The organism is Vibrio sp. YIC-376 (assembly GCF_052353105.1).
GTDB lineage: Bacteria > Pseudomonadota > Gammaproteobacteria > Enterobacterales > Vibrionaceae > Vibrio.
Window position 1 is genome coordinate 147,046 of sequence record NZ_JBBWFK010000003.1, and the last position, 25,674, is coordinate 172,719.

General features: G+C 42.6%; 22 protein-coding genes. 12 read left to right on the forward strand and 10 right to left on the reverse strand.

Annotated features, from left to right (window positions below; translation table 11 throughout):
• Nucleotides 1-31 precede the first annotated feature (31 nt).
• Nucleotides 32-1,210 (reverse strand): maltose/maltodextrin ABC transporter substrate-binding protein MalE, encoded by a 1,179-nt coding sequence (gene malE / locus WJM94_RS07715; protein ID WP_444493666.1) that lies wholly within the window; start codon nt 1,208-1,210, stop codon nt 32-34.
• Between the two features lie 672 nt (nt 1,211-1,882).
• Here malE and malK point away from each other — a divergent pair.
• From malK to WJM94_RS07775, 12 genes are all read left to right on the forward strand, one after another.
• Entirely contained in the window at nt 1,883-3,001 is a 1,119-nt protein-coding gene (gene malK / locus WJM94_RS07720; RefSeq protein ID WP_444493667.1) for a maltose/maltodextrin ABC transporter ATP-binding protein MalK, read from the forward strand.
• A 466-nt stretch (nt 3,002-3,467) separates the two neighbouring features.
• Nucleotides 3,468-4,868 (forward strand): undecaprenyl-phosphate glucose phosphotransferase, encoded by a 1,401-nt coding sequence (locus WJM94_RS07725; protein ID WP_444493668.1) that lies wholly within the window; start codon nt 3,468-3,470, stop codon nt 4,866-4,868.
• 10 nt (nt 4,869-4,878) lie between these two features.
• Entirely contained in the window at nt 4,879-6,093 is a 1,215-nt protein-coding gene (locus tag WJM94_RS07730; protein WP_444493669.1) for an outer membrane beta-barrel protein, read from the forward strand.
• Nucleotides 6,094-6,105: 12 nt separating this feature from the next.
• Complete coding sequence (locus WJM94_RS07735; RefSeq protein ID WP_444493670.1) at nt 6,106-6,639, forward strand: polysaccharide biosynthesis/export family protein; 534 nt, start codon at nt 6,106-6,108, stop codon at nt 6,637-6,639.
• 15 nt (nt 6,640-6,654) lie between these two features.
• Nucleotides 6,655-8,835: a GumC family protein gene (locus WJM94_RS07740; RefSeq protein ID WP_444493671.1), complete on the forward strand. Its 2,181-nt coding sequence runs from the start codon at nt 6,655-6,657 to the stop codon at nt 8,833-8,835.
• Nucleotides 8,813-9,619 carry a putative capsular polysaccharide synthesis family protein gene (locus WJM94_RS07745; RefSeq protein ID WP_444493672.1) on the forward strand — a complete coding sequence of 269 codons (807 nt, stop codon included), beginning with the start codon at nt 8,813-8,815 and terminating at the stop codon, nt 9,617-9,619. The genes WJM94_RS07740 and WJM94_RS07745 overlap by 23 nt, the downstream gene beginning before the upstream one ends.
• A gap of 15 nt (nt 9,620-9,634) precedes the next feature.
• Nucleotides 9,635-10,681, forward strand: coding sequence for a glycosyltransferase (locus WJM94_RS07750; RefSeq protein WP_444493673.1), 1,047 nt, complete (start codon nt 9,635-9,637; stop codon nt 10,679-10,681).
• The gene (locus WJM94_RS07755; protein ID WP_444493910.1) at nt 10,659-11,870 is read left to right on the forward strand and encodes an O-antigen ligase family protein; all 1,212 of its coding nucleotides are present in this window, start codon (nt 10,659-10,661) and stop codon (nt 11,868-11,870) included. The genes WJM94_RS07750 and WJM94_RS07755 overlap by 23 nt, the downstream gene beginning before the upstream one ends.
• Nucleotides 11,871-11,902: 32 nt before the next feature.
• On the forward strand, nt 11,903-12,736 hold the full coding sequence (locus tag WJM94_RS07760; RefSeq protein ID WP_444493674.1) for a putative capsular polysaccharide synthesis family protein: 834 nt from the start codon (nt 11,903-11,905) through the stop codon (nt 12,734-12,736).
• Entirely contained in the window at nt 12,733-13,764 is a 1,032-nt protein-coding gene (locus WJM94_RS07765) for a glycosyltransferase (protein WP_444493675.1), read from the forward strand. The genes WJM94_RS07760 and WJM94_RS07765 overlap by 4 nt, the downstream gene beginning before the upstream one ends.
• Nucleotides 13,765-13,773: 9 nt before the next feature.
• The gene (locus WJM94_RS07770) at nt 13,774-15,081 is read left to right on the forward strand and encodes an oligosaccharide flippase family protein (protein WP_444493676.1); all 1,308 of its coding nucleotides are present in this window, start codon (nt 13,774-13,776) and stop codon (nt 15,079-15,081) included.
• A gap of 2 nt (nt 15,082-15,083) precedes the next feature.
• Nucleotides 15,084-15,500, forward strand: a complete 417-nt coding sequence (locus WJM94_RS07775; protein ID WP_444493677.1) for a VanZ family protein — start codon at nt 15,084-15,086, stop codon at nt 15,498-15,500.
• Nucleotides 15,501-15,678: 178 nt separating this feature from the next.
• Here the strand turns inward: WJM94_RS07775 and WJM94_RS07780 are convergent, their stop codons facing one another.
• The 9 genes from WJM94_RS07780 to WJM94_RS07820 all read right to left on the reverse strand — a co-directional run bounded on the left by WJM94_RS07780 (nt 15,679) and on the right by WJM94_RS07820 (nt 25,436).
• Nucleotides 15,679-16,365: a response regulator gene (locus WJM94_RS07780; protein ID WP_444493678.1), complete on the reverse strand. Its 687-nt coding sequence runs from the start codon at nt 16,363-16,365 to the stop codon at nt 15,679-15,681.
• Nucleotides 16,358-17,962 (reverse strand): ATP-binding protein, encoded by a 1,605-nt coding sequence (locus WJM94_RS07785; RefSeq protein WP_444493679.1) that lies wholly within the window; start codon nt 17,960-17,962, stop codon nt 16,358-16,360. Before WJM94_RS07785 ends, WJM94_RS07780 begins: the two co-directional genes overlap by 8 nt.
• Nucleotides 17,963-18,051: 89 nt before the next feature.
• On the reverse strand, nt 18,052-19,278 hold the full coding sequence (gene nqrF, locus WJM94_RS07790; protein ID WP_444493680.1) for an NADH:ubiquinone reductase (Na(+)-transporting) subunit F: 1,227 nt from the start codon (nt 19,276-19,278) through the stop codon (nt 18,052-18,054).
• A gap of 34 nt (nt 19,279-19,312) precedes the next feature.
• Complete coding sequence (gene nqrE / locus WJM94_RS07795) at nt 19,313-19,909, reverse strand: NADH:ubiquinone reductase (Na(+)-transporting) subunit E (protein WP_444493681.1); 597 nt, start codon at nt 19,907-19,909, stop codon at nt 19,313-19,315.
• Between the two features lie 6 nt (nt 19,910-19,915).
• Complete coding sequence (locus WJM94_RS07800) at nt 19,916-20,530, reverse strand: NADH:ubiquinone reductase (Na(+)-transporting) subunit D (protein ID WP_444493911.1); 615 nt, start codon at nt 20,528-20,530, stop codon at nt 19,916-19,918.
• A 20-nt stretch (nt 20,531-20,550) separates the two neighbouring features.
• Nucleotides 20,551-21,321 (reverse strand): Na(+)-translocating NADH-quinone reductase subunit C, encoded by a 771-nt coding sequence (locus WJM94_RS07805; RefSeq protein WP_444493682.1) that lies wholly within the window; start codon nt 21,319-21,321, stop codon nt 20,551-20,553.
• On the reverse strand, nt 21,311-22,552 hold the full coding sequence (locus WJM94_RS07810) for an NADH:ubiquinone reductase (Na(+)-transporting) subunit B (RefSeq protein WP_444493683.1): 1,242 nt from the start codon (nt 22,550-22,552) through the stop codon (nt 21,311-21,313). The genes WJM94_RS07805 and WJM94_RS07810 overlap by 11 nt, the downstream gene beginning before the upstream one ends.
• Before the next feature lie 3 nt (nt 22,553-22,555).
• Nucleotides 22,556-23,896 (reverse strand): Na(+)-translocating NADH-quinone reductase subunit A, encoded by a 1,341-nt coding sequence (locus WJM94_RS07815; RefSeq protein WP_444493684.1) that lies wholly within the window; start codon nt 23,894-23,896, stop codon nt 22,556-22,558.
• A 13-nt stretch (nt 23,897-23,909) separates the two neighbouring features.
• Nucleotides 23,910-25,436 carry a fumarate hydratase gene (locus WJM94_RS07820; protein ID WP_444493685.1) on the reverse strand — a complete coding sequence of 509 codons (1,527 nt, stop codon included), beginning with the start codon at nt 25,434-25,436 and terminating at the stop codon, nt 23,910-23,912.
• Nucleotides 25,437-25,674 lie beyond the last annotated feature (238 nt).

Consider the following 25,674-nt stretch of genomic DNA (forward strand, 5'->3'; position numbering starts at 1 on the left):
AGTTGCCCCCTCCTTAAAAAGTACTACTGAATTATTTAGTCATTTGTTTTTCTGCATCTGCAAGCGCTGCATCTACAGTTTGACGGCCATCAACAACGTTTATGATTGCGTTCTTAGCCGCACCCCAGAATGCGTTCATTTGTGGGATGTTTGGCATGATTTCGCCGTTCATTGCGTTATCCATTGTCGCTGCGATTCGTGCATCTGAATCTAGCTCACGTTGGAATGAGTTAAGCGCTACTGCACCTAGTGGCTTGTCGTCGTTAACTTTGCGTAGACCGTCGTTTGTTAGTAGGTAGTTCTCTAGGAATTCTACCGCTAAGTCTTTGTTAGGAGACGCAGTGCTGATACCAGCAGTTAGAACACCAACGAATGGCTTAGAAGACTGTCCTTGGAACTTAGGTAGCGTTGTTACACCGTAGTTGATACCTGACTTCTCGATGTTACCCCAAGACCATGGGCCATTGATTGTCATCGCTGTCTCACCTTGGTTGAACGCTGACTCAGATACTGAGTAGTCCATATCTGGAGAGATGATACCTTTATCAACAAGACCTTTGACAAAGTTCATTGAATCTTTAACACCTTGCTTCGCGATGCCAGCGTCTTTAATGTCATAACCTGCAGAAGTGTATTTGAATGCGTAGCCGCCATCAGCCGCCATTAGTGGCCATGTGAAGTACGGTTCTTTTAGGTTCCACATGATTGCAGACTTGCCATCTTTCTTCAGCTTCGCGTCAAGTTCTGCAACTTCTTCCCAGTTTTTAGGTGGGTTTGGAACAAGATCTTTGTTGTAAATTAGAGATAGAGACTCAACCGCTACAGGGTAGCCGATTAGTTTGCCGTCGTAACGCACTGCATCCCACGCGAAATCAACGATACCTTCCTGGATTTCTTTAGAAGGTTTGATTTCAGCCAGAAGGCCTGCTTCTGCGTAACCACCGAAACGGTCGTGAGCCCAGAATACGATATCAGGACCATCGCCTGTAGCAGCTGTTTGAGGGAATCGGTCTTGAAGACCGTCTGGGTGAGCCACTGTTACTTTAATACCAGTGTCTTCTTCAAACTTCTTACCAACTTCTGCAAGGCCGTTATAACCTTTATCACCGTTGATCCAGATAGTTAGTTGTCCTTCTTCGATGGCAGCATGAGCACCAAAAGACCCCAAAGCAACAAGAGTACCTAGTGCTACAGCGCTTAACTTTTTCATGTTCGTATCCTTTGTTATATTTTTGATGTAGGGCTAGTCCATTGAGGTTCAGCCGTATTTCGACATATATCATCTGAAATAATCCAATATGTCTCATCCTCCTAATCCCTACGCCCTAACAATTATGGCGTATTTTCGTGATCTTCATCGCCATGCATTAGAGACTTAAATCACAAAAAAGGTATTTGTCGTGATCCACTTCAAGTTTGAGCCGTGCAATTATGTGATTTCCGCCCAACTCCTTCATTACTACTCCTTTTTTACTCCTCCCCATCTACTCCCCCTGCAATTATTTCGATTAGGAGGATGTGACAACTACAACAATCTTAGAAACTGCACCCATCCAAGAGTGGATGGTAAGAACCCTTTCCCAGCAATACCTAAAGTTAGGTTTAAAGAGTTGCTGGTTTTGCATCGCCATACGAGTGGAATGTCATTAATAGTTGTTGTTTGTGGTTATTATTTTCACGGGGGAGACAACACTATTAATGTGGGGGAAAGAAACTCGTACTTGGCTATGATGGGTAGCACTTCTTTTAGGACGATTTATTGAAGTGCTACCCTACTTTTCTTATCAACCACCATTACTTACCAATTCCTACAGTTACTGCTCGCTAGATAATTCATATAATTGAGTGGTGAATAATAAAAATTTGATCGAGGACGAGCTACATGGCGAGTGTCACGTTAAAAAATGTTTGTAAAGCGTATGGCGACGTACTGATTTCTAAAAACGTAGACCTGGAAATCAACGAAGGCGAATTTGTTGTTTTCGTAGGTCCATCAGGTTGTGGTAAATCTACCCTTTTACGTTGTATTGCTGGTCTTGAAGACATCACTTCAGGTGATCTATACATCGGTGACCAACGCATGAATGATGTTGAACCATCCAAACGTGGTGTTGGTATGGTCTTCCAGTCTTACGCTCTATACCCACACTTGAACCTCTACGACAACATGTCTTTTGGTCTAAAACTGGCAAAAGCAGACAAATCTGAAATCGATAAACGTGTTGAGCACGCAGCAGAAATCCTACAGTTGGGTCACCTTCTTGAACGTCAACCAAAAGCTCTTTCTGGTGGTCAGCGTCAACGAGTTGCGATTGGTCGTACGCTGGTATCACAGCCTGACGTATTCCTATTAGATGAACCTTTGTCAAACCTTGATGCAGCACTGCGTGTAAACATGCGTTCTCAAATCACCAAGCTACAGCGCCAGTTGGGTTGCACCATGATTTACGTAACGCACGATCAGGTAGAAGCGATGACAATGGCTGATAAGATCGTCGTTCTGGACGGAGGCTATGTCTCTCAGGTTGGTAAGCCTCTGGAGCTGTATCACTACCCTCAAAACCGTTTCGTTGCAGGTTTCATTGGCTCGCCGAAAATGAACTTCATGAGTGTTTTCATTGAAGAAGTCGAAGCAGAACGCGTAAAAGTTCAGCTTTCTAACGGCGTGTCATTCTGGATTCCTGTTGATGGCACGACTGTTAACCGCGGCGATCGTATGTCTTTAGGCATTCGTCCGGAGCATCTACTGTCAGCGACCGAAGCGGACGCAAGCATTCACGGTGAAGTGATGATTGTTGAAAAGTTAGGTAACGAAACTCAGGTATACCTAAACCTTGAAGGTGCAGATGCCGACGTTATCTTCCGCCAACCAGATACGCTAGCTGTCGAACTGGGTGATAAATTAGAAATTGGTATCCCGGCACACCGTTGTCACCTATTCCACAGTGATGGTCGAGCATGTCGTCGCCTATTTAAAGAAAATGGCGTAGACGTCGATTAATTTATTCATCTTTATTACTTATCAATCCCTCTCAATCGAGAGGGATTTTTATATCTAGCCCAATAACGGGGCAGGAGTAATTACAAGTTTCCCACTGAGACATTCCTGGTCAAATATAATCCCCCCACAACTAATCCATTATCTGCTCGCTCAAAATTTAGTTCATTAGGTAACTACCAGACTAAACCTTAGTCTAAATATTCAGCCCTAACCCATAATACTTTTACTCATCCCTTTATTCTAAGTACCAGCTTTTTCCTAAACAAGAAACTTAGACCTGGGTCCAAATTTCATTCTTAATTCCACTTACCTCGCGAACATGAATTTTTAAACTTAATTCGGAATTTATGTGTTAGAGCAGCACAAAAAATTCATTGGGGAATCTGCTCACTAATTAAAACGTTTACAAAACAGCTATTGGGCAATAATCCCAATGGCGGTAGCGTGTCAGAAGGGAATTTAGGTAATGAAACACAAAGGGCTTATTCGTTCTCATGAAGCGGAGTTCGCTTTTTTATACCGAATCGCTGATCTTGCAGTCATTGTCTCCTTTATGTTGTTCTTGGTATTCAAAAATATGAGTACCTTCATCGGTAAGGACTACCTCCTATTGTCTTTTGTCGGAGGTATCTCATTCGTGATTATGGCTGAAAGCGGGAGTCTTTATCGTTCTTGGCGAACCAGTTCATTCCGAGAGCAAGTGCTTATCGCATGTTTGTCCTGGTTAATCACAGTCGCATTGCTGTTTGTCGTTCTTTATTTCTCTGAAGTCTACCCACTGTTTGATCGCAGTACTTTGGCTTTATGGGTAACCATTACTCCGATTTTACTTTTGGCATGGAGAATTACGTTCCGTACGGGTTTAGCTTACTTAAGAAAAATGGGCTTTAACACGCGTACAGCAATCATTATTGGTCAAACGGCTCACGGCATTACCCTAGCCAACGAGATACAAAACCATGCCGAGCATGGTGTCCTGTTTGATGGTTTTTATGACGAGCGTACTACAGGTCGAGAGCCAAACTCTGAATACCCTATCAAGGGGGGAGTGAGTCAGGCATTAGAACGAGCCAAACGAGGAGAAGTGGATTACGTTTATATTGCGATGCCAATGCACGCAAAAGAGCGTATCGCGTCGCTTCTTAATCAGTTCTCTGATACGACAGCGAATACATATTTAATCCCGGATTTCTTTACCTACAACTTACTGCATTCGCGCTGGGATCAGATTGGTCACGTACAAACACTGAGTGTTTTCGATACGCCATTTGCCGGGATTTCTTCTTGGATTAAACGAATGGAAGATATCATTTTCTCTAGCATCATCTTGGTGTTGATCTCCCCTATCCTGATCGCTATCGCCGTTGGCATTAAGCTGACGTCAAAAGGACCAGTGATCTTTAAGCAGCACCGCTATGGCTTAGATGGACGCAAGATTGACGTATGGAAATTTCGCTCCATGACCACAATGGATCAAGGTTCTCACATCAAACAGGCGACAAAAAACGATCCCAGAATTACACCATTTGGTGGCTTTCTACGTCGTACATCATTAGACGAATTACCGCAGTTTTTTAACGTCTTACAAGGCACCATGTCCATCGTCGGACCTCGACCTCACGCCGTTGCACACAACGAAGAATACCGCCAAATAGTCGATCGCTATATGTTGCGACACAAAGTCAAGCCAGGCATCACCGGTTGGGCTCAGATCAATGGCTATCGTGGTGAGACTGACACCTTAGATAAGATGGAAAAGCGCGTCGAGTTTGACTTGGAATACATACATCAATGGTCGGTTTGGATGGATATAAAAATTATCTTCCTTACCGTGTTTAAAGGCTTCACAGGTTCTAATGCTTACTAAGGTCAAGACAATGAAGAAGGCAACTCCAATCATTGCACTCGCGTTTTGGTCTTCGTTCTCTATAGCTGAACCAATGGCAGTTACAACCGAGTCAGGTATTGAATTTATTCCGCAAATTAAAGCCTTTTACGAAGGCGATGACAACGTGAATAAAGATGAAGAAAATGCCAAATCCATCAATATCTGGGGGTTTGAGCCAAGCCTGCTTGCGCGTATCGGACGAAACCAATACCGAGCAAATCTTTTTTACAAATTGAAGGCAGGCTTCTCTTCAGATGACCAAAACGATTTCGATGATCATACGTTTCAATTTACCAATTTCTTCGAGTTTAACCGTCGCAATCATCTGGTTGTAGATTATCAATTCCGAGCCCAACACGAAGTGAGGGGTGAAAATATTACAGAAGGTAATGGTGATGCAATCGATTCACCGATTAGATTCCACCGTAATGATTTAAAAACTAATTACATTTTTGGTTCCGAAGGGGCAAAAGGTCGGCTTGAGTTCGGTATCGACTACAGTGACAAAACCTATCAAAACTATCGTGAAGGTTTACCACAAACCGTTAACGCTAAAACCAAGTACAACGACTTCTGTTCCCCTAGTGCTCATTTTGAGTTTTATTTAAGAGCCACCCCAAGGACTTACTGGTTAATTGGTAGCCAACAAATAAAAACGGATTATCAACACATCAATCCGGCCGCGTCTTCCAGGGACAATACGACTGGTTTTTATTACACCGGGGCTCAGTGGGAAGTCACCGGAAAAACTCATGGTATTGCTCGACTTGGCTACCAAGTTAAAGACTTTGACAGCAATCAAAGAGAGACCTTTAAGGGTTTCAGTTGGGATATTGGCTTCGAATGGTTACCCCAAGAACAGACTCTTATCAAGGTGCAAACCACGCAATCTGCGGTCAATCCGGATCAAGATGGCGATTACAACCTACAAACACGCTATCGCCTCGATGTTAAGCATGATTGGAACAGTTACCTCGCGACCCAGTTAGGAGCGTTATACCAGGAAGATGATTATACCGGAGTATTAACAGGGAATACCTCAAGAGACAGTGAACGTTACTCTCTGTCTGCGGGTATCGATTATCAAATTAAGCGTTGGATATTGTTACAGGCCAACTGGCAATACCAAGACAAAACTTCGGACCGACCAGGTTATAGCTTCAACCAAAATATTTGGACATTGAGCGCTCAATTTTCGTTATAACAAGGATTTTTAATGAACCCATTAATTAAGTTTATTAGCTTGGTGTTTTTGCTATTTAGCACGCTTGCTACTGCCAGTTCTAATGAACAAGACTATTTACTCGACACCGGAGATACCATTTCGGTACAAGTTTATGGAGAAGACGACCTCTCGATCAAAAACATCCTGATCACTTCAGATGGTTACTTTGATTACCCTTACCTAGGCCGAATTAAAGCCATCCAGAAAACACCTAAGCAGATCAAAGATGAGATAGAAACTGGACTGAAAGGTGATTACCTCATCAATCCCAAGGTGATGGTAACGATCAATACCTTTCGTCTTTTTTTCGTCAATGGCGAAGTACGCAAACCTGGTGGTTTCGAATATCGTCCCGGCTTGACGATTGAAAAAGCCATCGCATTGGCGGGTGGGCTTACGGACAGAGCATCACGCAAGGGAGTTAATCTCACCAAACATAAAACCGGCAAAACAGTGGAGAGCGTCAGCATGGACCTTAATGTTGAGCCTGGTGACATTGTATTTATTGATCAAAGTTTCTTCTAAGTGATAGGTGCTCAAATGAACGGAACTCATCCAAACAACTTCCAGATGAACAAAGTAGAATTGATTCGTTTTGGCCATCACTATAATACGCTCAAAAAGAACTGGTTAAGCATTGCTGCATTTACTTTGATCTTCTCTTTTGCATTCACTTGGTACATATATTCGAAAACGTCTATATACCAAGCGTCGGCGACGCTTTTGATTCAAGAAGAACAAAAAAGCGCCCTCTCTATAGAAGAAGTCTATGGCGTAGATACCACCAAAAAAGAGTACTTCCAAACTCAAGTGGCGATATTACAGTCCAATCATATTGCCGATAAAGTCATTCAGAACCTGAATCTGACTCAGTACCCTGAGTTCTCAAGTACTGGGGGGCTAAAGCAAAAGATTGATGAGTTAAAATCAGTCCCGCTGGTACAGGACTTACTTAACGTCGCGCCACACCCAAAAGAAACCGCACAGTACTCACAGTCTTACTATCGGGCGTTACAAGTATTTAGAGAACAGCTCGAGATTGAGCCAGTGCGTAATACTCAGATGGTAAAAATCAGCTTCCGCTCTGCTGACCCGATACTTGCAACCAAAATCGCCAATGCAGTAGGACAAGCCTATATCGACGCTAATTTTGAAGCGAAATTGGTGGTAACACAAAATGCAGCAACTTGGCTTACAAACAACTCTCAAAAGCTTGAAGAGCTTTTAAGAACTTCAGAGCAAGTTCTACAAGAGTTTCTGTTACAAGAAGGTCTGATTGATATCAACGGTATCGATGACATCTATGCGACTGAACTGGAAGAACTCAATCGTAAGCTCAATACCGCAGTTAATAACCGCATTGAAGCTCAAAGCTTGATTGAGCTGCTTAAACGCAAATCATCGCAAAGCTTAGATAGCCTTCTCTCTATTGAAGAGTTCGCCAATCAAGCACAGATTCGTGATCTAAAACTCTCAGAAGCTCAGGCGCAAAAGAACTTATCTGAGCTGGCTCAGCGTTACGGTCCTAAACACGATCGTATGGTCCAGGCGAAAGCGCAATTAAATTCTATCCAAACAAGAACCCAGCAATTGATTCGTGAAATCTCGTTTAGTAAACAACAAGACTTACTTGCGGCGAAATCTCAAGAAGACATGCTACGAGCAGAATTAGAGCGCAAAAAAGTTGAGTTTCAATCCTTGGGTTCCAAAAAGGCACGCTATGATCAACTCAAACGTGAAGTTGAGTCAAACAGAGATCTTTACGAAGCGTTCTTAAGCCGCGAGAAAGAAACCAGTGCAACCAGTGACTACAAAAATGTCACCGCTCGTTTTACAGACAAAGCTATTATCCCTCTGTTTCCAATTGCTCCGCAAAGAATGAAGCTCGTTCTTATCGCTACAATCTTCGGCTTTGCTATTGGATGCGCACTGGTAATCATTTTAGAAACACTAAACGAAGTAATCAGAAGCGATTCTGATGTTCAGGAAAAACTTGGCGTTACCTGTTTAGGCATGATTCCTACTGTAAAAAAACGCAGTTTAAGAAGAGATGGGCTTAGCCACACCGCGTATTTAGATAAAGATGAAAAAATGTTTAGCGAAGCCTGTCGCTCCGTTAGGACGTCTTTGCTACTAAGATTAACCAACTCTAAACAAAAGGTTTTACCTTTTACTTCAGCGATTCCTAAAGAGGGAAAAACCTCCACCAGCATTAATATTGCGGTGTCATTCTCTACCATGGAGAAAGTACTGATTATCGACTGCGATCTTCGTCGGCCATCGCTGGCAAAGCGATTCAATATTCCAGAATCTAATCCAGGGCTAACCAACATACTCAGTATGGATACTGCGATTAAAGACTGTGTGGTACGAATAGAAGAGGCAAACCTCGATGTACTGCCAGCAGGAATAATACCGCCGAATCCCCAAGAGTTATTGGCTTCTGATCGCTTCAACAAACTCCTCGATTATCTCACGAGTAAATACGATCGAATCATTATTGATACTCCACCCCTGCTGTCGGTTAGCGATGCACTAATCCTCGGGAAGTATGCGAACGGTTTGATTACCGTAATCCGCTCTGAGTCAACTAAAGCCTCGCTGGTTAACTTAGCGTTATCCAAGCAAATTCAACATTCGATACCTTCACTTGGCGTCCTGCTTACTCAGACGAAATCCAAGACAGGAGAGACAGCTTATGTCCAAAAATACGCTTACTGATCAAAAAACGTCGTGGTACAAAACCATACAGCGCACTAAGTGCCCAGTATTGATTTATCAAATGGGTAAAGTGGGTTCGAGTGCGCTTGAGAAATCGATTCCCAACTCGATCCACCTGCATGATCTAATGTCAATTCAAGCTCATAAGCAGATATCTCCGGTGAGGGCAAATCTACATAAGCCCAAAACCAACTACATAAAACGCATGCTCAAACGCTCGATTATGTCCAGAATGCTCAAGCGTAAAGAGCACGTACGTATTATCTCACTGGTAAGGGAACCCATTGGTAGAAACATCTCAATGTTATTTCAATCCCTACCTTTTTGGGTAGCAGATAAGTATCTGAAAGACGACAGTGCTGTGCGCTCAGAACGTCCTCAGTTACTTCATGAGACATTTGAAAATCATGTTAATCATCACTATCCACTTGAGTGGTTTGACAATGAGATCAAAGCGTTGACAGGAATTGATGTATTTATTCAGCCGTTTGACCATGAGCGCGGTTATCAAACTTACCAAAAAGATAATTTTTCTCTGATGGTGATCAGAACCGATAAGTTGGATCCATCACAGCAAGCCATCAGTGAATTTTTGGATCAAGAAATCCAAGTGGTTCATGGTAACCAATCTGAAAACAAATGGTATTCACCACTTGCCAATGAGTTCAAACGTTCATATCGACTGAAACCAGATTTTATTGAGGAAATGCTCTCGGCAAAGCTGACTAAGCATTTTTTTACTGCTTCTGAAATTAACAACATTAAGAACAAGTATTCAAACTAATAACTTGGTATAGAAATGAAAATACTCCATATAATTAATGACTTGTCTAATAATGGGGGAGCTCAACGCTTTCTGGTTGATCTCGTCGTTAAGCACAAACCATATTACAAAATAAAAATACTGGTTCTAAATCAAGATAATGATTTCGAGGCACTGTTAAAAGAGAACGGAGTTAACTTCTTTTACTGGCCATCACTTTCACTAAAAGAAAAGTGGCATATATTACGCTGGCCAGACTTAATTCACAGTCACTTATTCCCTTCGATATATATCGCTTTACTAGCAATTGGAAAAAAGCGGGTACAAACAGAACACAACACGACTAATAGGCGCAGAGATTACCCTGCCTTGAAGTTTATGGAGTACCTTATGTACCAAAGGCACGAAAAAACAATCTGTATAACCAATAAAGTTAAAGAAGAATTAATCAGATTTCTGCCTAGATATAAAGAACGATATGACGTTATCTATAACGGTGTAGACTTAAATCGCTTTTCTAGAAAAGCAAAACTATATAAGAGTTCCAGACTGGGTAGCCCTATTAATATCGGTATGGCAGGTAGACTTCATGGTTATAAAGATCACCCAACTCTCCTACGAGCTATAGCGAGACTACCAGAACATTACCACCTTCATTTGGCAGGTGATGGTGATAAGAAACAAGAGCTTCAAACTTTGGCTGCGCAATTAAATTGTGACCATCGAGTTCATTGGCATGGTGTCATCTCTGACGTGCCAACTTTCTTATCTAATCTTGATGTGTATGTTCAATCTTCAATAATTGAAGGCTTTGGACTTGCAGCCGTTGAAGCGATGGCAGAAGGACTACCCGTATTGGGCTCAGATGTTCCAGGGTTAGATGAAGTTATCGGTAATGACTCATATTTATTTGAACTAGGCAACACTCAGGAATTAGCCGATAAAATTGAGTTAATCTGCAACAACCAATCCCACTATGAAATGGCCACCCGCTATTTTGTAGAGCGTTGCAAATCTTTTACTCTGGAACAATTCAGAGATAGCTACTACAAAACTTATGATGAACTCTATGCCAGTAAGTAATCGCATCTCTTCGCTGGCAGCAATTGCCTTAGCATTATTCTTTGTGCCGGTAAAAATTCAAGCCGGAGGCATAGCATTAGCACCTAGCGACATCGTGAGTCTTCTCTCGCTTGGATTGAGCATTCTTGTCGTTTTAGAGAGTAAAGCCCGCAAGTTGCTCCATCCGTGCATTGGATTCGTGTTGTTGTTTACTGGCTATGTGTTTATCAGCGGCGTGTTCAATCGTGTGCCACTTATGCCTTTAGTGACCGAAACCGTTCAATGGGCTGCGATTCTTAGTTTACTCGGTATTTTGTATGCATACGGTGCTTTTGATGATGACCGAATCATGGTGTATTTATCTTACGCTCTGTTTGTCATCTGTTCTCTGGTAGCTGTATGGCACTTCTCTCAGGGGTACCAAAACGGCTTTAAGCTTCTTGGCGTGAGTAAATATGCTTTCGGAGTGCTCTGTTCGATACTTTATCTTTATCGAGACAAGATCCGCGCTTATCCAGTATTAATGCTCATCGCGTTGGTTTTACTGGTGTTATCACAAGAACGAAAAGCACTACTTGGCTTCTGCTTACTGTTCTTATTAGACCAGCTCTACGTCAAACATTTGATAAAGCAAACGCTCAATGAAACCTACACGTGGGTTATTGTGTTCGTGCTCTCTTTGGTGATTTTAGCCGCGGTTTCCACCACACTCTATGTCGGTTTTGATACGTTAGCTGACCAGTTAGAAATTACCCAAGCTGACATTTTGTTCGCTAATCAAAGTGAAGCAAGATGGGTATCGAATCTGCACCGAAAACTGCTACTCTCCAATGGCATCGATATCCTGCTGCAGCACCCTATTCTAGGCGTCGGAGCCAAAATGTTACCCAACTTCATGCTCAGTTATTTTAACTATGATGAATTGGCTATTTATACCCATAACTTCGTTCTTGATACTGCAATCGAATATGGGTTACTTGGAATTACGCTGTTGTTCGGCGGGTACTTTTTCTTCATTAAGTTTTGTTTCCGCAGCCTAAACGAAAACAGAAAAAGCCTATTACTCGCGGTTTACGCGCTTATCATGGTGTTTTTCGTCGCCGTCAACACCACCATTATTTTAATACTATTACTGCCAGTAATGATCAGCATAAAACGAACTCATATTACCAGAAACATTATTTCGCAAAAACAATATCAACAGCAGTAGTTACACAACATTAATAATCAAGGATTTGATAAATGAAATATTCCATCGCTCGACAATTTGAAAAAAACCGAGAACTTAGGGATGATAATTTTGTCTTGGTGTACCAAATGGGCAAAGTAGGCTCTTCTTCCATTGAACACACCTTAGGGGAACGTAATATACCGAGTTACCACATTCATACCTTTGATGATCATGAAGAGTTTCACATGTATCACAATAAAAAAGATGTGAGTAAATTCTTTGACTTTAAAAATCGTGCTATTTACCGTCTGGTTCTCAACCAGAGAAAACGTATTTTACAAAAACGTAAACAGATAAAAATAATAACGTTGGTTCGCGATCCTATCGCAACGGTCTTCTCACGTTTTTTCCAGGATCTTCACTTACAGTTCATTGAAGGTAAAAAAAATGAAGCCATTCATAACGATTTAGGAGCCACTTACCAACATCTTGAGCACTGCTTCGATAACTATATCAACCTTAATTACTTTGCAGACTGGTTCGATAACGAACTAAAACGTAACTTTAATATTGATGTCATGCGTCAAGAGCTTGATAACACTCTACCCTTCTTTACGTTTAGTAATGATCAGGCAGAGGTCATTTTAATTAAATGCGAGCAGCTTAGCTCTCTAGATAAAGAAATTGGTGAGTTTCTCAACTTAGACGATTTTGTTCTCAAGAACAGCAATGAGGCAAAAAACAAATGGTACTCTCACATTTATCAATACTTTAAGCAGCAGTACAACTTTTCCAAATTATTTTATATGTATGATTTACCTCTTTACCGCCATGTATATTCGGATCAGGAGCGAGAAGCATTTAAATCAAAATGGCAGCAAACACCGGGAACCAGGTCATTATGAAAAAAGTGCTTCATATAACAGAGTCCTTTGGTGGTGGCGTTCAAACTGCGCTGTATAGCTACGTTCACTCCTCTCGTAATGAACCATACAGCCATTTTTTAGTAGCCAGAGCACGCCAAAATGATTTAACCAATGACAGTAATCACAATGTTTTTGTTGAGACGCGTTGGGTGGAAGGTGGTTTACTGCAATTTATGCGAGACGCAAATCAGGCCATTGCGAAAATCAAACCAGATATTGTGCACTTACACTCGAGCAAAGCAGGCTTCTTAGGACGCTTCTTGAAACTCAATAACGCGCTATTAGTCTATACACCTCACTGCTATGCATTTGAAAGAGAGGATATTTCAGGCTTAGCTCAACAACTCTACAAAACGTTAGAAAAAGTGAAGTTAAATAAGATCGATGTGGTCGCCGGCTGCAGTCAGCGTGAGTGTGATTTAGCGATAAGCATCGGGGCAAAGCGTGCAGAGCTTCTCAACAACTATGTCTCGTACCAAACGGAAGAGCGCGAAGCTATTAATCAATACGTGGCATTGAAGGTAGTGGTACTAGGCCGCGTTGCGCCTCAGAAAGATCCTCAGTTCCTGATTAGCACCCTTTCACATCTCGACTTGGTTGGGCTCAATCGTCAGTTGGAAATCAAATGGATAGGCGGCGGTGACAGAGACCTCGAGCTGCGTTTAAAAGATGCAGGGGTGCAAGTCACAGGCATGCTACCGCGTGATGAAGTTGTGAAACAATTAAAAGCATCGGATATCTATCTGCATACCGCAGCCTGGGAAGGCATGCCTTTAACGATCCTCGAAGCGGCTAAATTGCATCTTCCCATGGTCATCCGTTCGATAGGTGCTACCAAAGACCTGAATTATCCATTTTTGGCACAAACACCCGAAGATATGGCCAAACATATGACGCACTGTATCAATCATTATAGTGATATTGATTTTTACCAATACACAACTGAATTGAATGAAACGTTTAGTGAAGAAAAGCAGCGTCTCGCTCTAAACAGCATCTACAGCTAGAGAAAATACATGTTTCAAACCATTCAACAAAAATTGCAGTCAAAACCTCGTGGGCAAAACAGCTTGCTTTCTCTTGGCTTAAAAGCCGCAATAACCAGAGTATTTGGTGCGCTGTTTGCTTTTCTGCTCACACTGTCCGTTTCTCGCATTACAGACGCATCTACAGCAGGGCAGTTTTTCTTCCTTTTTAATCTGGTCTCTCTCACCGCCATTATTTCACAAATGGGTTTCGACGTGGCACTGGTGCGATACAATGCGATTGCGTTTAATAACGGCGAAGCTCAGCAACAAAGTGATAATTACCGAACAGCCCTCTCACGAAGCCTAACATTTTGTTGCGTAGCGGCAGTGGTACTATTTGCCGGGTTTTATCTCTTCCCAGACCAAGTTAATCAGACCAATGCTCCTATCGTGGCAGTAACGCTCGCCCTATTCTGTGTACCTTTTCTTGTTCTCGGACAGACAAATAGTCGAGTCCTGCAAGCGAGTAAAAAAGTCGTATCGTCTCTGTTTGCACTCCAATTAGGTGTAAGTTTGCTGATGGTGATTTTTATTTTTGCAATCGGTACCTCTGGCAAGCAAAGCATCACTTATTTAATGACCGCCTTATTGCTGGCGACAATTATTGTTGCAACATCATCAACTTTCAACTGGCGTAGTTCAGGTCAATACAAGAAACCTTCCTCTACACCTAACCTAAATCTGGTCGCTTCTGCTAAGCAAGTCTGGATAGGTAGTATATTCAACAACATCCTTCAGTGGGGAAGTTTGGTTATTGCTGGTTTTTTCATTTCAGCGGCAGAGATGGGATTACTAGCCGCTGCTCAGCGAACGTCACTGCTGATTGGGTTTGTTCTCATTACGATTAATTTTATCATTGCTCCAACGTTTGCGTCGCTCTACAAAGAAGGTGAGATGACTAAACTACGTAAGCTAAGCAGGTTGGCTTGTCGTCTGAATATCGCTGCAGCCTTAATTCCAGTATTAATCTGCACGCTATTCCCTACATTTGTGATGGCGCTTTTTGGCGAAGAGTTTGTTTCCGCTGCGCCGCTTTTGGTTGCACTCTCTCTCGGCCAATTGATAAATGTGGCAACGGGTTCTGTCGGCTTCTTGTTACTAATGAGTGGCCATGAACGAACCATGAAATACATCACTATCTGTTCTGGGACGATTTCCATTTTTCTGCTGATAATTCTGTGTCAAAGCCACGGCGTCTTAGGTGCTGCTTGTGCGATGGCGACCGGTATGGCGATTCAAAATCTTGCCGCGCTTTACTTTGTTAAACGTTATTTAGGGTTCTTCCCTGTAGGCTAGCTATGTCATCTAAGATTGCACGCATTAGTTTTGTTTTCATTTCGCTTCTGACTGCCAGTCTCTCTATATGGAAGAGTTCTGAAATAAACCATTCCACCTATATATCGATGGAGAATTATGTCGGCGGCTCAACGACACTTCACTTTACCTTCAGTTTAATGATTGGCTTTTTTTCAGTTTTCACGTTTCCTAAAAGTGCACACCCAACTGAAACCGACGTTTTGGGTATTCGATTACTGCTCTGCTTATTGCTGATAATTTCTGCTGAGGAATTTAGTCAGTTGTTTATTGCTCATCGCACATTTAGCTTCGATGACTTAAATACCAATTGGATTGGTATGTTGCTTGGCTACTTTGCAGCCAAAATACTTAAGGTTGTTCGTCAACATTCGTTTTTTGGTAGGGGAAATACAAATTAACAGCATGTGTAGGAGTTTATATTCAACATAACTTTTTAAACTACACCCACAATCCGGCCGAGATGGAATACTTGCTTATATGTTCCAAAAGAAAGGAGCAACGATCTGCTGCTCCCGTTTCACACTGCGTGGCGGTAACACATTTACCTATTTTAGATTCATTCCATTATTTGATTATTCACACCTTCTTTATAAAGCGATAATTGCGCCTTGGCCTGCCTCCGGTGTTGTAGTTTAAAACCAGTTCGACTAGGCCTTCAGATTCCATAAATTCCAGATAGCGTCTTGCAGTTACTCGGCTTACGTTCATACGTTTACCTATTTCCTCAGCAGAAAACTCGCCAGTATCATCCGACTGAAGGATATTTTTAAGCGAGGTAAGCGTAGAAGAGTCGATACCTTTCGGCGTTTGACGCATCATCTTTGTCGGCGTCTTTTTAAGAATGTTATCAATATCCATCTGATCAACTATCGATGACTGAGACAAATGCTCTTTATAAAGTTTATAGTCGTTAAGAGCCTGAATAACCCGCGACATACGAATCGGTTTAACGAGATAATCCATTACCCCTAATTGAATCGCTTTTTCGACTGTTGCCGTTTCTCTTTCAGCTGTGGTCATTATAAAGTCGCAAGTCGCGTGTTTTTCATGCAATTTACGGATAATATCTATACCGTTTCCATCCGGAAGTGTTATGTCTACAAACACTAACATTGGCTTATAGGCTTCAAATTGCACTAAGGCATCGGCATATCCTTCACTCGTGGCAATAACTTCAAAGTTGGGATGCTGGTTTATGGTTAGCTCAAGCGTATAACTGGCTCTTATATCGTCTTCAATTAACATCACTGTGGTCTTACTCATGCCCTAATACCTCTTTTTTATTTAGATACACGCTAAACACTGTAGTGTTATTTTCTGAGCGTTCCCAGTCGATACTTCCTTGGAAATAATCAATAATCTGTTTAACCAAGTATAATCCAATTCCACTTTGTTCATCACCAGACTTTGAGCTGACTCCCAGATCAAAAATATATTCATTCAATTTATCAGGCACACCACTACCACTATCCTCAACTTCAATAATGATGTGATTACTTCTGTCACTTAAATATATCTGTACCTCAGGCTTGACAACTGATTTGTTTTGCCATGCTGCAAGAAGAGCGTTATCAATTAGGTTTCCTATGATGGTAATCAGTTTGTTAGATATATCTTTTTCATAGCAGGATAACGTAGTATCAGCATCAACTGTGAATTTTACACCCATATCACTCGCTTTATTAAACTTAGCGAGAATAAGACCAGCAATAGCACTATCATTTATCGTCATAACTATATTTCGAACAATAGATTGATAATTATCCGTCTCAAGCTGAATAAAATTAATAGCTTCTTTATAATTCCCAATTTGCAGCATACCTGAAAGTACATTAAGTTTATTGGAATATTCATGTGTCTTGCTTCGGAGCAGCTGAGAATAATTTTTCAAATATGTGAGTTCTTTTTCCAACTCATTGTGTTCGAGATTGGCAAAAAATACGATTACATGACCATTTAACCCTCTTCCGGTCTTTATAGGATAAATATTTGCTTTATAGCTGAACTTACCTATATCAAATTCACCCTGACTATACTTCCCCAAATGAGAGAGTATCAGATGACTCAGAGGCTTTGAATAACATGAAATAGGATGGTTCATATAGTCATATCGCCCCAGAACTCCCATAGATAATTTGTCTATGGCACTTTCGTTGATAAACGTAATGTTCATATCGTTATCGACAGCAATAATTGAGTCGCGGATACTGTCTAACATAAGTTCATTCTCTTTGAACTTATTAACAATGAATTCAGGTTCGAGTTCAAGAAAAGTCCGCTTTATTTTATACACTACTGTAACTGTCGTACCTATCCCTAAAAGATATACCAGACCGATTAATAACCCTATCTGATTCTCCCTTTTTATAATTAGGTCAAACGCGGTCTCATAGAGATAACCGATACAAACGGCACCAATTACTTCACCATTTAGAAAAATCGGCGCAAAGTTCCGTATTGCTTTTCCTAGAGAGCCAATAGCAACGCTGCTGTATTCATCTCCTGTACTCAGAACGGTTTCGACATCTTCTCCTATAAATTTTTGCCCAACTTTCTCCTGAGTTGGATGACTGAGACGAAGCGCATTTTTGTCCAAAATAACAATGTAGGATGTATCTGTCCGCGTTCTCAAATCTTCAATATATTCCTGTAAATCTCCCTGGCTGTTTCGGTTATGTTTCTCAACGGCAGAAATAACTGTAGGATCATGCGCAATCACTCTTGCCAACTCTCTCCCTCTTTCTTCTATACCCTCCTGGTAAGTGCCTTTTAACAAAAAGAGAATGGCGATAGTAACAGTCACTACGATAGAAGAAGTCGTTAGGATGGTCGATAAAGCAAGGTAATTCTTTAATTTCATCGTGATAGAAACATTTAAGTTAGTTTATGTAAATAATAAATGGCTGACCTTGAAAAGGACAGCCACTGCCAAATTTTTTAGGCTAATCATTAGCCGCCAAAATCATCTAATAAAATATTTTCGTCTTCCACCCCAAGGCCTTTCAGCATATCAATAACAGCGGCGTTCATCATTGGAGGACCACACATGTAGTACTCACAATCTTCCGGTGCTTCATGATCCTTCAGGTAGTTTTCATAAATCACGTTATGAATAAAGCCAGTGTAACCATCCCAGTTATCTTCAGGCAGAGGATCCGAAAGCGCGACGTGCCATTCAAAATTATCATTATCCTCTGACAACTTGTCGAAATCTTCTACATAGAACATTTCTCTTTTGGAACGGGCGCCATACCAATAAGTCATCTTACGCTTAGATTTCAGGCGTAGCAGTTGGTCAAAAATATGCGAGCGCATCGGAGCCATACCGGCCCCCCCACCGATAAATACCATTTCGTTATCGGTTTCTTTGGCAAAGAACTCACCAAACGGGCCTGAAATAATGCATTTATCACCCGGCTTTAGAGACCAGATATAAGAGGACATAATGCCCGGTGGCACATCTGGATTTTGAGGTGGTGGAGTTGCAATGCGGACGTTCAGCTTGATCAAGCCTTTTTCCTCCGGATATGAAGCCATGGAATAGGCGCGGATAGTATGCTCCTTTACGACAGACTCATAACGGAACAGATTAAATTTATCCCAGTCCCCACGGTATTCTTCCGGTATATCGAAGTCAGAGTATTTAATATGGTGAGGTGCTGCTTCAATTTGAATATAACCACCAGCACGGAATGGTACTTCTTCCCCATCAGGAATCTTAAGAACCAGCTCTTTGATAAAGGTGGCTTCGTTGTTATTCGAAATAACTTCGCATTCCCACTTCTTCACACCAAAGATCTCTTCCGGCAGCTGTATGTCCATATCGCTCTTTACAGCAACCTGACAGGCGAGTCGCTCACCTTCGCGCGCTTCACCTTTGGTGATGTGATCCAGTTCAGTCGGCAGGATATCGCCTCCGCCTGATTTTACTTTTACCCGGCACTGGCCACAGGAACCACCACCACCACAGGCAGAAGATACAAAAATGCCATTTCCAGCCAGGGCTCCAAGGAGCTTATCGCCCGGAGAAGTTACGAAACTTTTTTCCGGGTCCCCATTAACCGTGATTGTAACGTCACCTGATGGTACAAGCTTCGATTTAGCCATAAGTATGATTAAAACGAGAGCAAGCACGATCACGGTAAACATCACTACACCAAGAATAATGCTTTGCATATTCTATTCCTTATATATTGTGTCGTTTACCCACTTACAATTGAACACCAGAGAAAGACATAAAGCCCAACGCCATTAAACCAGCAGTGATAAAGGTAATACCCAGACCACGTAACCCCGGAGGAACATCGGAATATTTCATTTTCTCGCGTATCCCTGCCAATGCAACAATAGCCAGCATCCAGCCTAAACCAGAACCAAAACCATAGAACACAGACTCTACGAAGTTGTAGTCACGCTGTACCATAAACGACACTCCACCGAATATTGCACAGTTCACCGTGATAAGCGGAAGAAAAATACCCAGTGCGTGATATAGAGGCGGGAAGAAACGATCGAGAATCATCTCCAAAATCTGTACCAGAGCCGCAATAACGCCGATGAAGGTGATGAAGTTCAGGAAGCTTAAATCCACACCGTCAACCAGGACACTTTCTTTCAGCACCAGGTTATAAAGCAGATTGTTTACCGGAACCGCAATAGTTAGAACAACGGTAACGGCGATACCCAGACCAAGTGAGGTTTTAACTTTCTTAGATACCGCAAGGAATGTGCACATACCTAAGAAGAACGAAAGTGCTAAATTCTCGATAAACACCGAACGAACCAGCAAACTAATATAATGTTCCACTCTCGCTTACTCCTTAGCTTCAATTTGTTCTGGTTTAAACACCCGGATAGCCCAGATCATAAAACCAATCAAGAAGAACGCTGATGGAGCCAACAGCATCAGACCGTTTGGCTTATACCACCCACCATCTGATATGAGAGGAAACACCTCCATACCGAACAATTTGCCGGAACCAAACAACTCACGGAAAAAACCAACCGTGATAAGAACAAAACCATAGCCTAGTCCATTACCAACACCATCAATAAAAGACGCTATTGGTTCAGATTTCATGGCGTAAGCTTCAGCACGTCCCATTACGATACAGTTGGTAATAATCAGACCGACAAAAACCGAAAGTTGTTTTGAAATATCGTAAAGAAAAGCTTTCAGAACCTGGTCAACGACGATTACTAACGAAGCGATGATCGCCATCTGCACGATAATACGGACACTATTAGGAATGTGGTGACGAATTAATGAAACAAAAAAGTTCGAAAACGCAGTTACAAACATCACCGCCAGAGTCATTACAAATGCCGTTTCCAGCTTGGTTGTCACAGCCAGAGCAGAACAGACACCCAGTACTTGCAGCGCGATTGGGTTGTTATCCAATACAGGAACAAGAAGATGGTTTTTCATCTCTTTCACATCAACAGCCATCAATTGAGCCCTCCATCAGAGACTTTAGCCAGGAAAGGACCGAATCCCATCTCGCCCAACCAGAAATCAAACGTGCGTTGTACGCCATTTGAAGTAAGAGTCGCGCCAGAAAGACCATCTACGCCATGCTCGCTTCCTTGGGGAGCTCCGCCTTTAACAATCTTAATCGCAGGTTTGTGGTTTTCATCGAAAAGCTTCTTACCGACAAACTGTGCACGCCAGCCTGGGTTTTCGACCTCCCCGCCCAGCCCCGGAGTCTCTCCTTGTTCATAGTAGGTAATACCAGAAACCGTATTTCCATCCGTCTCAACTGCAATAAATGCGTACATCATCGACCATAAACCGTTGCCATGAATAGGCAGAATCACTCTCGATATTTTGTTGTCATCCCTAACCAGATAAACCAGACCAATGTTGGCTCGACGTAGGATTTTTGCTTCATCCTGCTCTCCTGAAAGTTTGATGGACTCCTTAGGATCTTTAGCCGCTTTGCGCTGGTTATACACAGCCGCATCACCTTCAACAAAGTCACCAGATTTAAAATCCACCAAACGGGGCTCAATATACTGAGCAAACAGTTCAGGCGTTGAACCATCTTTAGCTCCCAGCCCGGCAACGGCTAAAATGTTTTTCTGTTTATCAAGAACTGCATTCGTTTGTTGTCTGTCACGTAGCAATACAGCAGCAGCCGAAACAACGACTGAGCACACTAAACATATTGAGATAACAACCAACAGAGTCTTCTTAATACTATCGTTATTACTTGCCATAACGTGCTTGCCTCCGTTTAACATTTTTCTCAACGACAAAATAATCGAACAAAGGTGCAAACAAGTTTGCGAATAGAATTGCCAGCATCATACCTTCCGGATATGCCGGATTCACTACACGAACAAGTACACACATCAGGCCAATTAAAATTCCGTATGCCCATTTACCTTTCTCGGTAAAAGAGGCAGATACCGGGTCCGTAGCCATAAAGAACATACCGAACGCAAATCCACCTAAAACAAGGTGCCAGTACCACGGCATTGAGAACATAGGGTTAGTATCAGAACCGATGATATTGAACAGCAAAGAGGTAACTATCATTCCCGTCAACACACCGGCAATAATTCTCCAGGACGCGATGCCGGTATAGACAATAATGGCTGCGCCAACCATCAGTGCCAGTGTTGACACTTCACCAATTGAGCCGGGGATATTGCCAAGGAAGGCGTTGAGCCAGGTTATTTGTTCTCCAGTCACATTGTGAATCAGGGCCCCTTTACCACCCTGAGCCCACTGACTCAGTGCAGTTGCACCGGAAAAACCGTCAGCAGCAGTCCAGACCATATCACCTGAAATCTCCCCTGGATAAGCAAAAAACAAGAACGCGCGCCCAGCCAGTGCAGGGTTAAGAAAGTTGCGACCAGTACCACCGAATATCTCTTTTGCAACGACTACCCCAAAAGTAATACCCAGCGCAGCCTGCCAAAGCGGCAGTGTCGGCGGAACGATAAGTGCAAACAGAATGGAGCTGACGAAGAAGCCTTCGTTAACTTCATGTTTACGTACTACACAGAACAATACTTCCCAGAAAGCACCAACGGCAAAAACGACTGCATATATAGGCAAAAAATAGCTAGCACCAAGTAACATCTGGGAGCCCCAGCCTGCATCGCTAGTTAAACTGCCCCCAATGGCTACCGTTAGCCAGTAATGCCAGTTTGCGGAAATAACTTCTGCAAGCTGAGCCCCTTCATACATATAGTTAAGTGCAGCAATAGCCTGATGACCTGCGTTGTACATCCCCCAGAACATGGCAGGAAGTACCGCAAACCACACCACGATCATAATACGCTTAAGGTCAACGCAATCACGGACGTGGGCACTTTTTTGGGTTACTGTTCCCGGGGTATAAAACAGGGTTGCCGTAGCTTCATAAACCGGAAACCACTTTTCCAATTTACCGCCTGCTTCAAAATGGGGCTCTATATCCTCTAAGATCTTTTTAAGCATGGATTAGCCCTCCTTCTCTATCGTGTTCAGGCATTCACGCAGCATATCGCCATACTCATATTTACTTGGGCATACGTAGGTACACAATGCCAGGTCTTCTTCATCAAGCTCAAGGCAACCCAAACGTAGAGCACTGTCTGAATCTCCTGAGCAGAGATCGCGAAGCAGCAGTGTTGGCTCCATATCTAATGGCATCACTTTTTCGTAACTACCAATAGGCACCATTGCACGTACACCTCCATTAAGAGCGGTAGTCATATTAAATATCTGGCCTTTGAACAGGTGACTAAGAAAGGATTTGGTTACCGAGAATTTGTTTTTACCCGGCATAGCCCAGCCAAACAGTTCCTTCTCGCGACCTTCACGCAGTACTGAAATTTGCTGATGGTATCGACCAAGGTATGCATTTACACCGTTTGCCTGCACACCGGAAAGAACGGAACCCGAAATAACCCGGACTTCACCCGGCATGACTTCATTATCAATAATCTCATTGATCGATGCGCCAAGTTGAGTACGAATAAGACGAGGAGAGACCACCACAGGGCCAGCCAGAGACACTACCCGGTCTGTATAGATTTCACCGGTAAGGAATAACATACCGAATGCAATCACGTCCTGATAGTTAATACTCCACGCTACATGCTCTATGTTGACCGGGTAGAGATAATGCATATGTGTACCTGCCAGACCCGCAGGATGCGGGCCATGGAAAACATGCTCTTCAACGTTAGGTTGCTCACTACGTGGAAGACTCGTACCTTTCTTGCAGACATAAACTTTACCGTCAGTAAGATTGGCCAGCAGATCTAAGCCTGCAATGAAGGCTTGAGGTTGTTCTCTGATGATGACATCTGGATTCGCAGCCAGCGGATTAGTATCCGTTGCGGTAACGAAAATAGCCTCAGTCGTTGAGTCCACCGCCGGAACCTTGCTGAATGGTCGTGTACGAAAAGCGGTCCACATACCAGATTCAATTAACTGCTTCCTGACCAGAGCCCGGTCAAGACAAGCCAGTTCTTCGGGATCAAACTTATCGAATGTAACCTGATCCTCTCCTGCCACTTCAACCACAACGGATTGCAAGACACGTTTGGCACCACGGTTCACTTCTATGACGGTACCACTGGCAGGAGAAGTGAATACCACGCCCGGATTCTTTTTATCTGCAAAAAGAACCTGACCTTTCTTCACTTTATCTCCAACGCGAACATACATCGTAGGTCGCATCCCAACGTACTCTTCGCCCAGCAAGGCGACTTTTGTAATGGCTTTACCACCATTAATTATCTGGGAAGGAACTCCCGAAATTGGAAGGTCCAACCCTTTGTTGATTGTTATCATAACTCATCACTACCTAACAATTGGCTGTCAGACTTTCCTGCATTTCACCGATTTTTATTTTCCAGACATCCGGTCCGGTCTGATGGACATTGACACCTTGAGAGTCAACAGCCACGGTAACTGGCATATCTTCCACTTCAAATTCGTAAATCGCTTCCATACCAAGATCCTCAAAAGCGACAACCCGCGCTTTTTTAATTGCTTTTGCAACTAAATAAGCGGCACCACCAACGGCAGCCAAATAAACGGATTGATGAGCTTTAATAGCGTCGATGGCAGCTGGGCCTCGTTCAGCTTTTCCTATCATTCCCATAAGACCAGCTTCACTCAGCATCATGTCCGTAAACTTATCCATTCTTGTAGACGTCGTTGGGCCAGCAGGTCCAACGACTTCACCTTCGATAGCGTCAACCGGGCCTACGTAATAAATAAATCGGTTAGTAAAATCTACCGGAAACGATTCACCCTTATTTAACATATCCTGAAGACGCTTATGTGCAGCATCCCGGCCTGTAAGAATCTTCCCGGATAACAATAGGGTTTCTCCGGATTGCCACTCCTGAATGTCGTTTTTTGTCAGCTCATCAACATTCACTCTGCGAACGCTTTCTCCAACCTCCCATGTAACGTCTGGCCACTCTTCCAGCCGGGGTGGAGTCAGTTCTGCAGGGCCGGTACCATCGAGAGTAAAGTGAATATGGCGAGTCGCAGCACAGTTAGGAATGAGACAAACTGGTTTGGATGCTGCGTGAGTCGGTGCTTCTTTGATTTTTACATCCAAAACCGTTGTTAACCCGCCTAGCCCCTGAGCTCCGACACCGAGATTGTTTACACGGTTAAAAATATCCAGACGCAACGCATCAATATCATTTTGTGGCCCGCTTTCCTGCAGGTCATGAATATCGACCGGATCCATCAAGGACTCTTTCGCTAAAACAGCGGCTTTCTCAGCCGTACCACCGATACCAATGCCAAGCATGCCCGGAGGACACCAGCCTGCTCCCATCTGACATACCGCTTTTTCTACCCATTCGGCTATATCGTCTGAAGGATTTAGCATCACCATCTTAGTTTTGTTTTCTGAGCCGCCACCTTTAGCTGCAATCATGAACTCCAGCTTATCTCCCGCTACCATTTCGACATGCACCACTGCCGGAGAGTTATCGCGGGTGTTGAGCCGGTTGCCAGAAGGGTTTTCAACCACAGAAGCCCGGAGTGGATTAGCAGGGTTGTTATAGGCAAGACGAACGCCCTGATTAACCATCTCCTGTAACGTGGAATTACCTTCCCAACGCACATTCATCCCTACTTTTACGATACAGGTCACTATCCCCGTATCCTGACAAATAGGTCTTCTCCCTTCAGCTGCCATACGTGAATTAATTAGAATCTGTGCAATAGCGTCTTTAGCCGCCTTACTCTGCTCCTTTTTGTAGGCTTTTTCTAAAGCCTGCACAAAATCTATAGGATGGTAATAAGAAATATACTGCAACGCATCAGCGACACTGCTTATTACATCTTCTTCTTTTATAAGCGCCATAATCAACCCCTAATATTTTAGTTATCAGACAATATTTCAATTAATAAAATTTTCTCTTGGATATTTTGTTATATTAAATAACTTACTGCATAGGCATTAAATTATTTAACAATATATTTTACAATTTGTTATGTATTGTGTAATTTAGTAAAAACAAACAATTGGTAAATTAAGCGGCCTTATTAATAGACCGCTAAGAAAAATTAATTATTCAAAAAAAATGGTGAGAACACGACAT

What these genes read in the sequence shown, in the direction of transcription:
- malE (WP_444493666.1), bottom strand. Translation starts at nt 1,210, where the DNA reads ATGAAAAAGTTAAGCGCTGTAGCACTAGGTACTCTTGTTGCTTTGGGG.
- malK (WP_444493667.1), top strand. Translation starts at nt 1,883, where the DNA reads ATGGCGAGTGTCACGTTAAAAAATGTTTGTAAAGCGTATGGCGACGTA.
- WJM94_RS07725 (WP_444493668.1), top strand. Translation starts at nt 3,468, where the DNA reads ATGAAACACAAAGGGCTTATTCGTTCTCATGAAGCGGAGTTCGCTTTT.
- WJM94_RS07730 (WP_444493669.1), top strand. Translation starts at nt 4,879, where the DNA reads ATGAAGAAGGCAACTCCAATCATTGCACTCGCGTTTTGGTCTTCGTTC.
- WJM94_RS07735 (WP_444493670.1), top strand. Translation starts at nt 6,106, where the DNA reads ATGAACCCATTAATTAAGTTTATTAGCTTGGTGTTTTTGCTATTTAGC.
- WJM94_RS07740 (WP_444493671.1), top strand. Translation starts at nt 6,655, where the DNA reads ATGAACGGAACTCATCCAAACAACTTCCAGATGAACAAAGTAGAATTG.
- WJM94_RS07745 (WP_444493672.1), top strand. Translation starts at nt 8,813, where the DNA reads ATGTCCAAAAATACGCTTACTGATCAAAAAACGTCGTGGTACAAAACC.
- WJM94_RS07750 (WP_444493673.1), top strand. Translation starts at nt 9,635, where the DNA reads ATGAAAATACTCCATATAATTAATGACTTGTCTAATAATGGGGGAGCT.
- WJM94_RS07755 (WP_444493910.1), top strand. Translation starts at nt 10,659, where the DNA reads ATGAACTCTATGCCAGTAAGTAATCGCATCTCTTCGCTGGCAGCAATT.
- WJM94_RS07760 (WP_444493674.1), top strand. Translation starts at nt 11,903, where the DNA reads ATGAAATATTCCATCGCTCGACAATTTGAAAAAAACCGAGAACTTAGG.
- WJM94_RS07765 (WP_444493675.1), top strand. Translation starts at nt 12,733, where the DNA reads ATGAAAAAAGTGCTTCATATAACAGAGTCCTTTGGTGGTGGCGTTCAA.
- WJM94_RS07770 (WP_444493676.1), top strand. Translation starts at nt 13,774, where the DNA reads ATGTTTCAAACCATTCAACAAAAATTGCAGTCAAAACCTCGTGGGCAA.
- WJM94_RS07775 (WP_444493677.1), top strand. Translation starts at nt 15,084, where the DNA reads ATGTCATCTAAGATTGCACGCATTAGTTTTGTTTTCATTTCGCTTCTG.
- WJM94_RS07780 (WP_444493678.1), bottom strand. Translation starts at nt 16,365, where the DNA reads ATGAGTAAGACCACAGTGATGTTAATTGAAGACGATATAAGAGCCAGT.
- WJM94_RS07785 (WP_444493679.1), bottom strand. Translation starts at nt 17,962, where the DNA reads ATGAAATTAAAGAATTACCTTGCTTTATCGACCATCCTAACGACTTCT.
- nqrF (WP_444493680.1), bottom strand. Translation starts at nt 19,278, where the DNA reads ATGCAAAGCATTATTCTTGGTGTAGTGATGTTTACCGTGATCGTGCTT.
- WJM94_RS07800 (WP_444493911.1), bottom strand. Translation starts at nt 20,530, where the DNA reads ATGAAAAACCATCTTCTTGTTCCTGTATTGGATAACAACCCAATCGCG.
- WJM94_RS07805 (WP_444493682.1), bottom strand. Translation starts at nt 21,321, where the DNA reads ATGGCAAGTAATAACGATAGTATTAAGAAGACTCTGTTGGTTGTTATC.
- WJM94_RS07810 (WP_444493683.1), bottom strand. Translation starts at nt 22,552, where the DNA reads ATGCTTAAAAAGATCTTAGAGGATATAGAGCCCCATTTTGAAGCAGGC.
- WJM94_RS07815 (WP_444493684.1), bottom strand. Translation starts at nt 23,896, where the DNA reads ATGATAACAATCAACAAAGGGTTGGACCTTCCAATTTCGGGAGTTCCT.
- WJM94_RS07820 (WP_444493685.1), bottom strand. Translation starts at nt 25,436, where the DNA reads ATGGCGCTTATAAAAGAAGAAGATGTAATAAGCAGTGTCGCTGATGCG.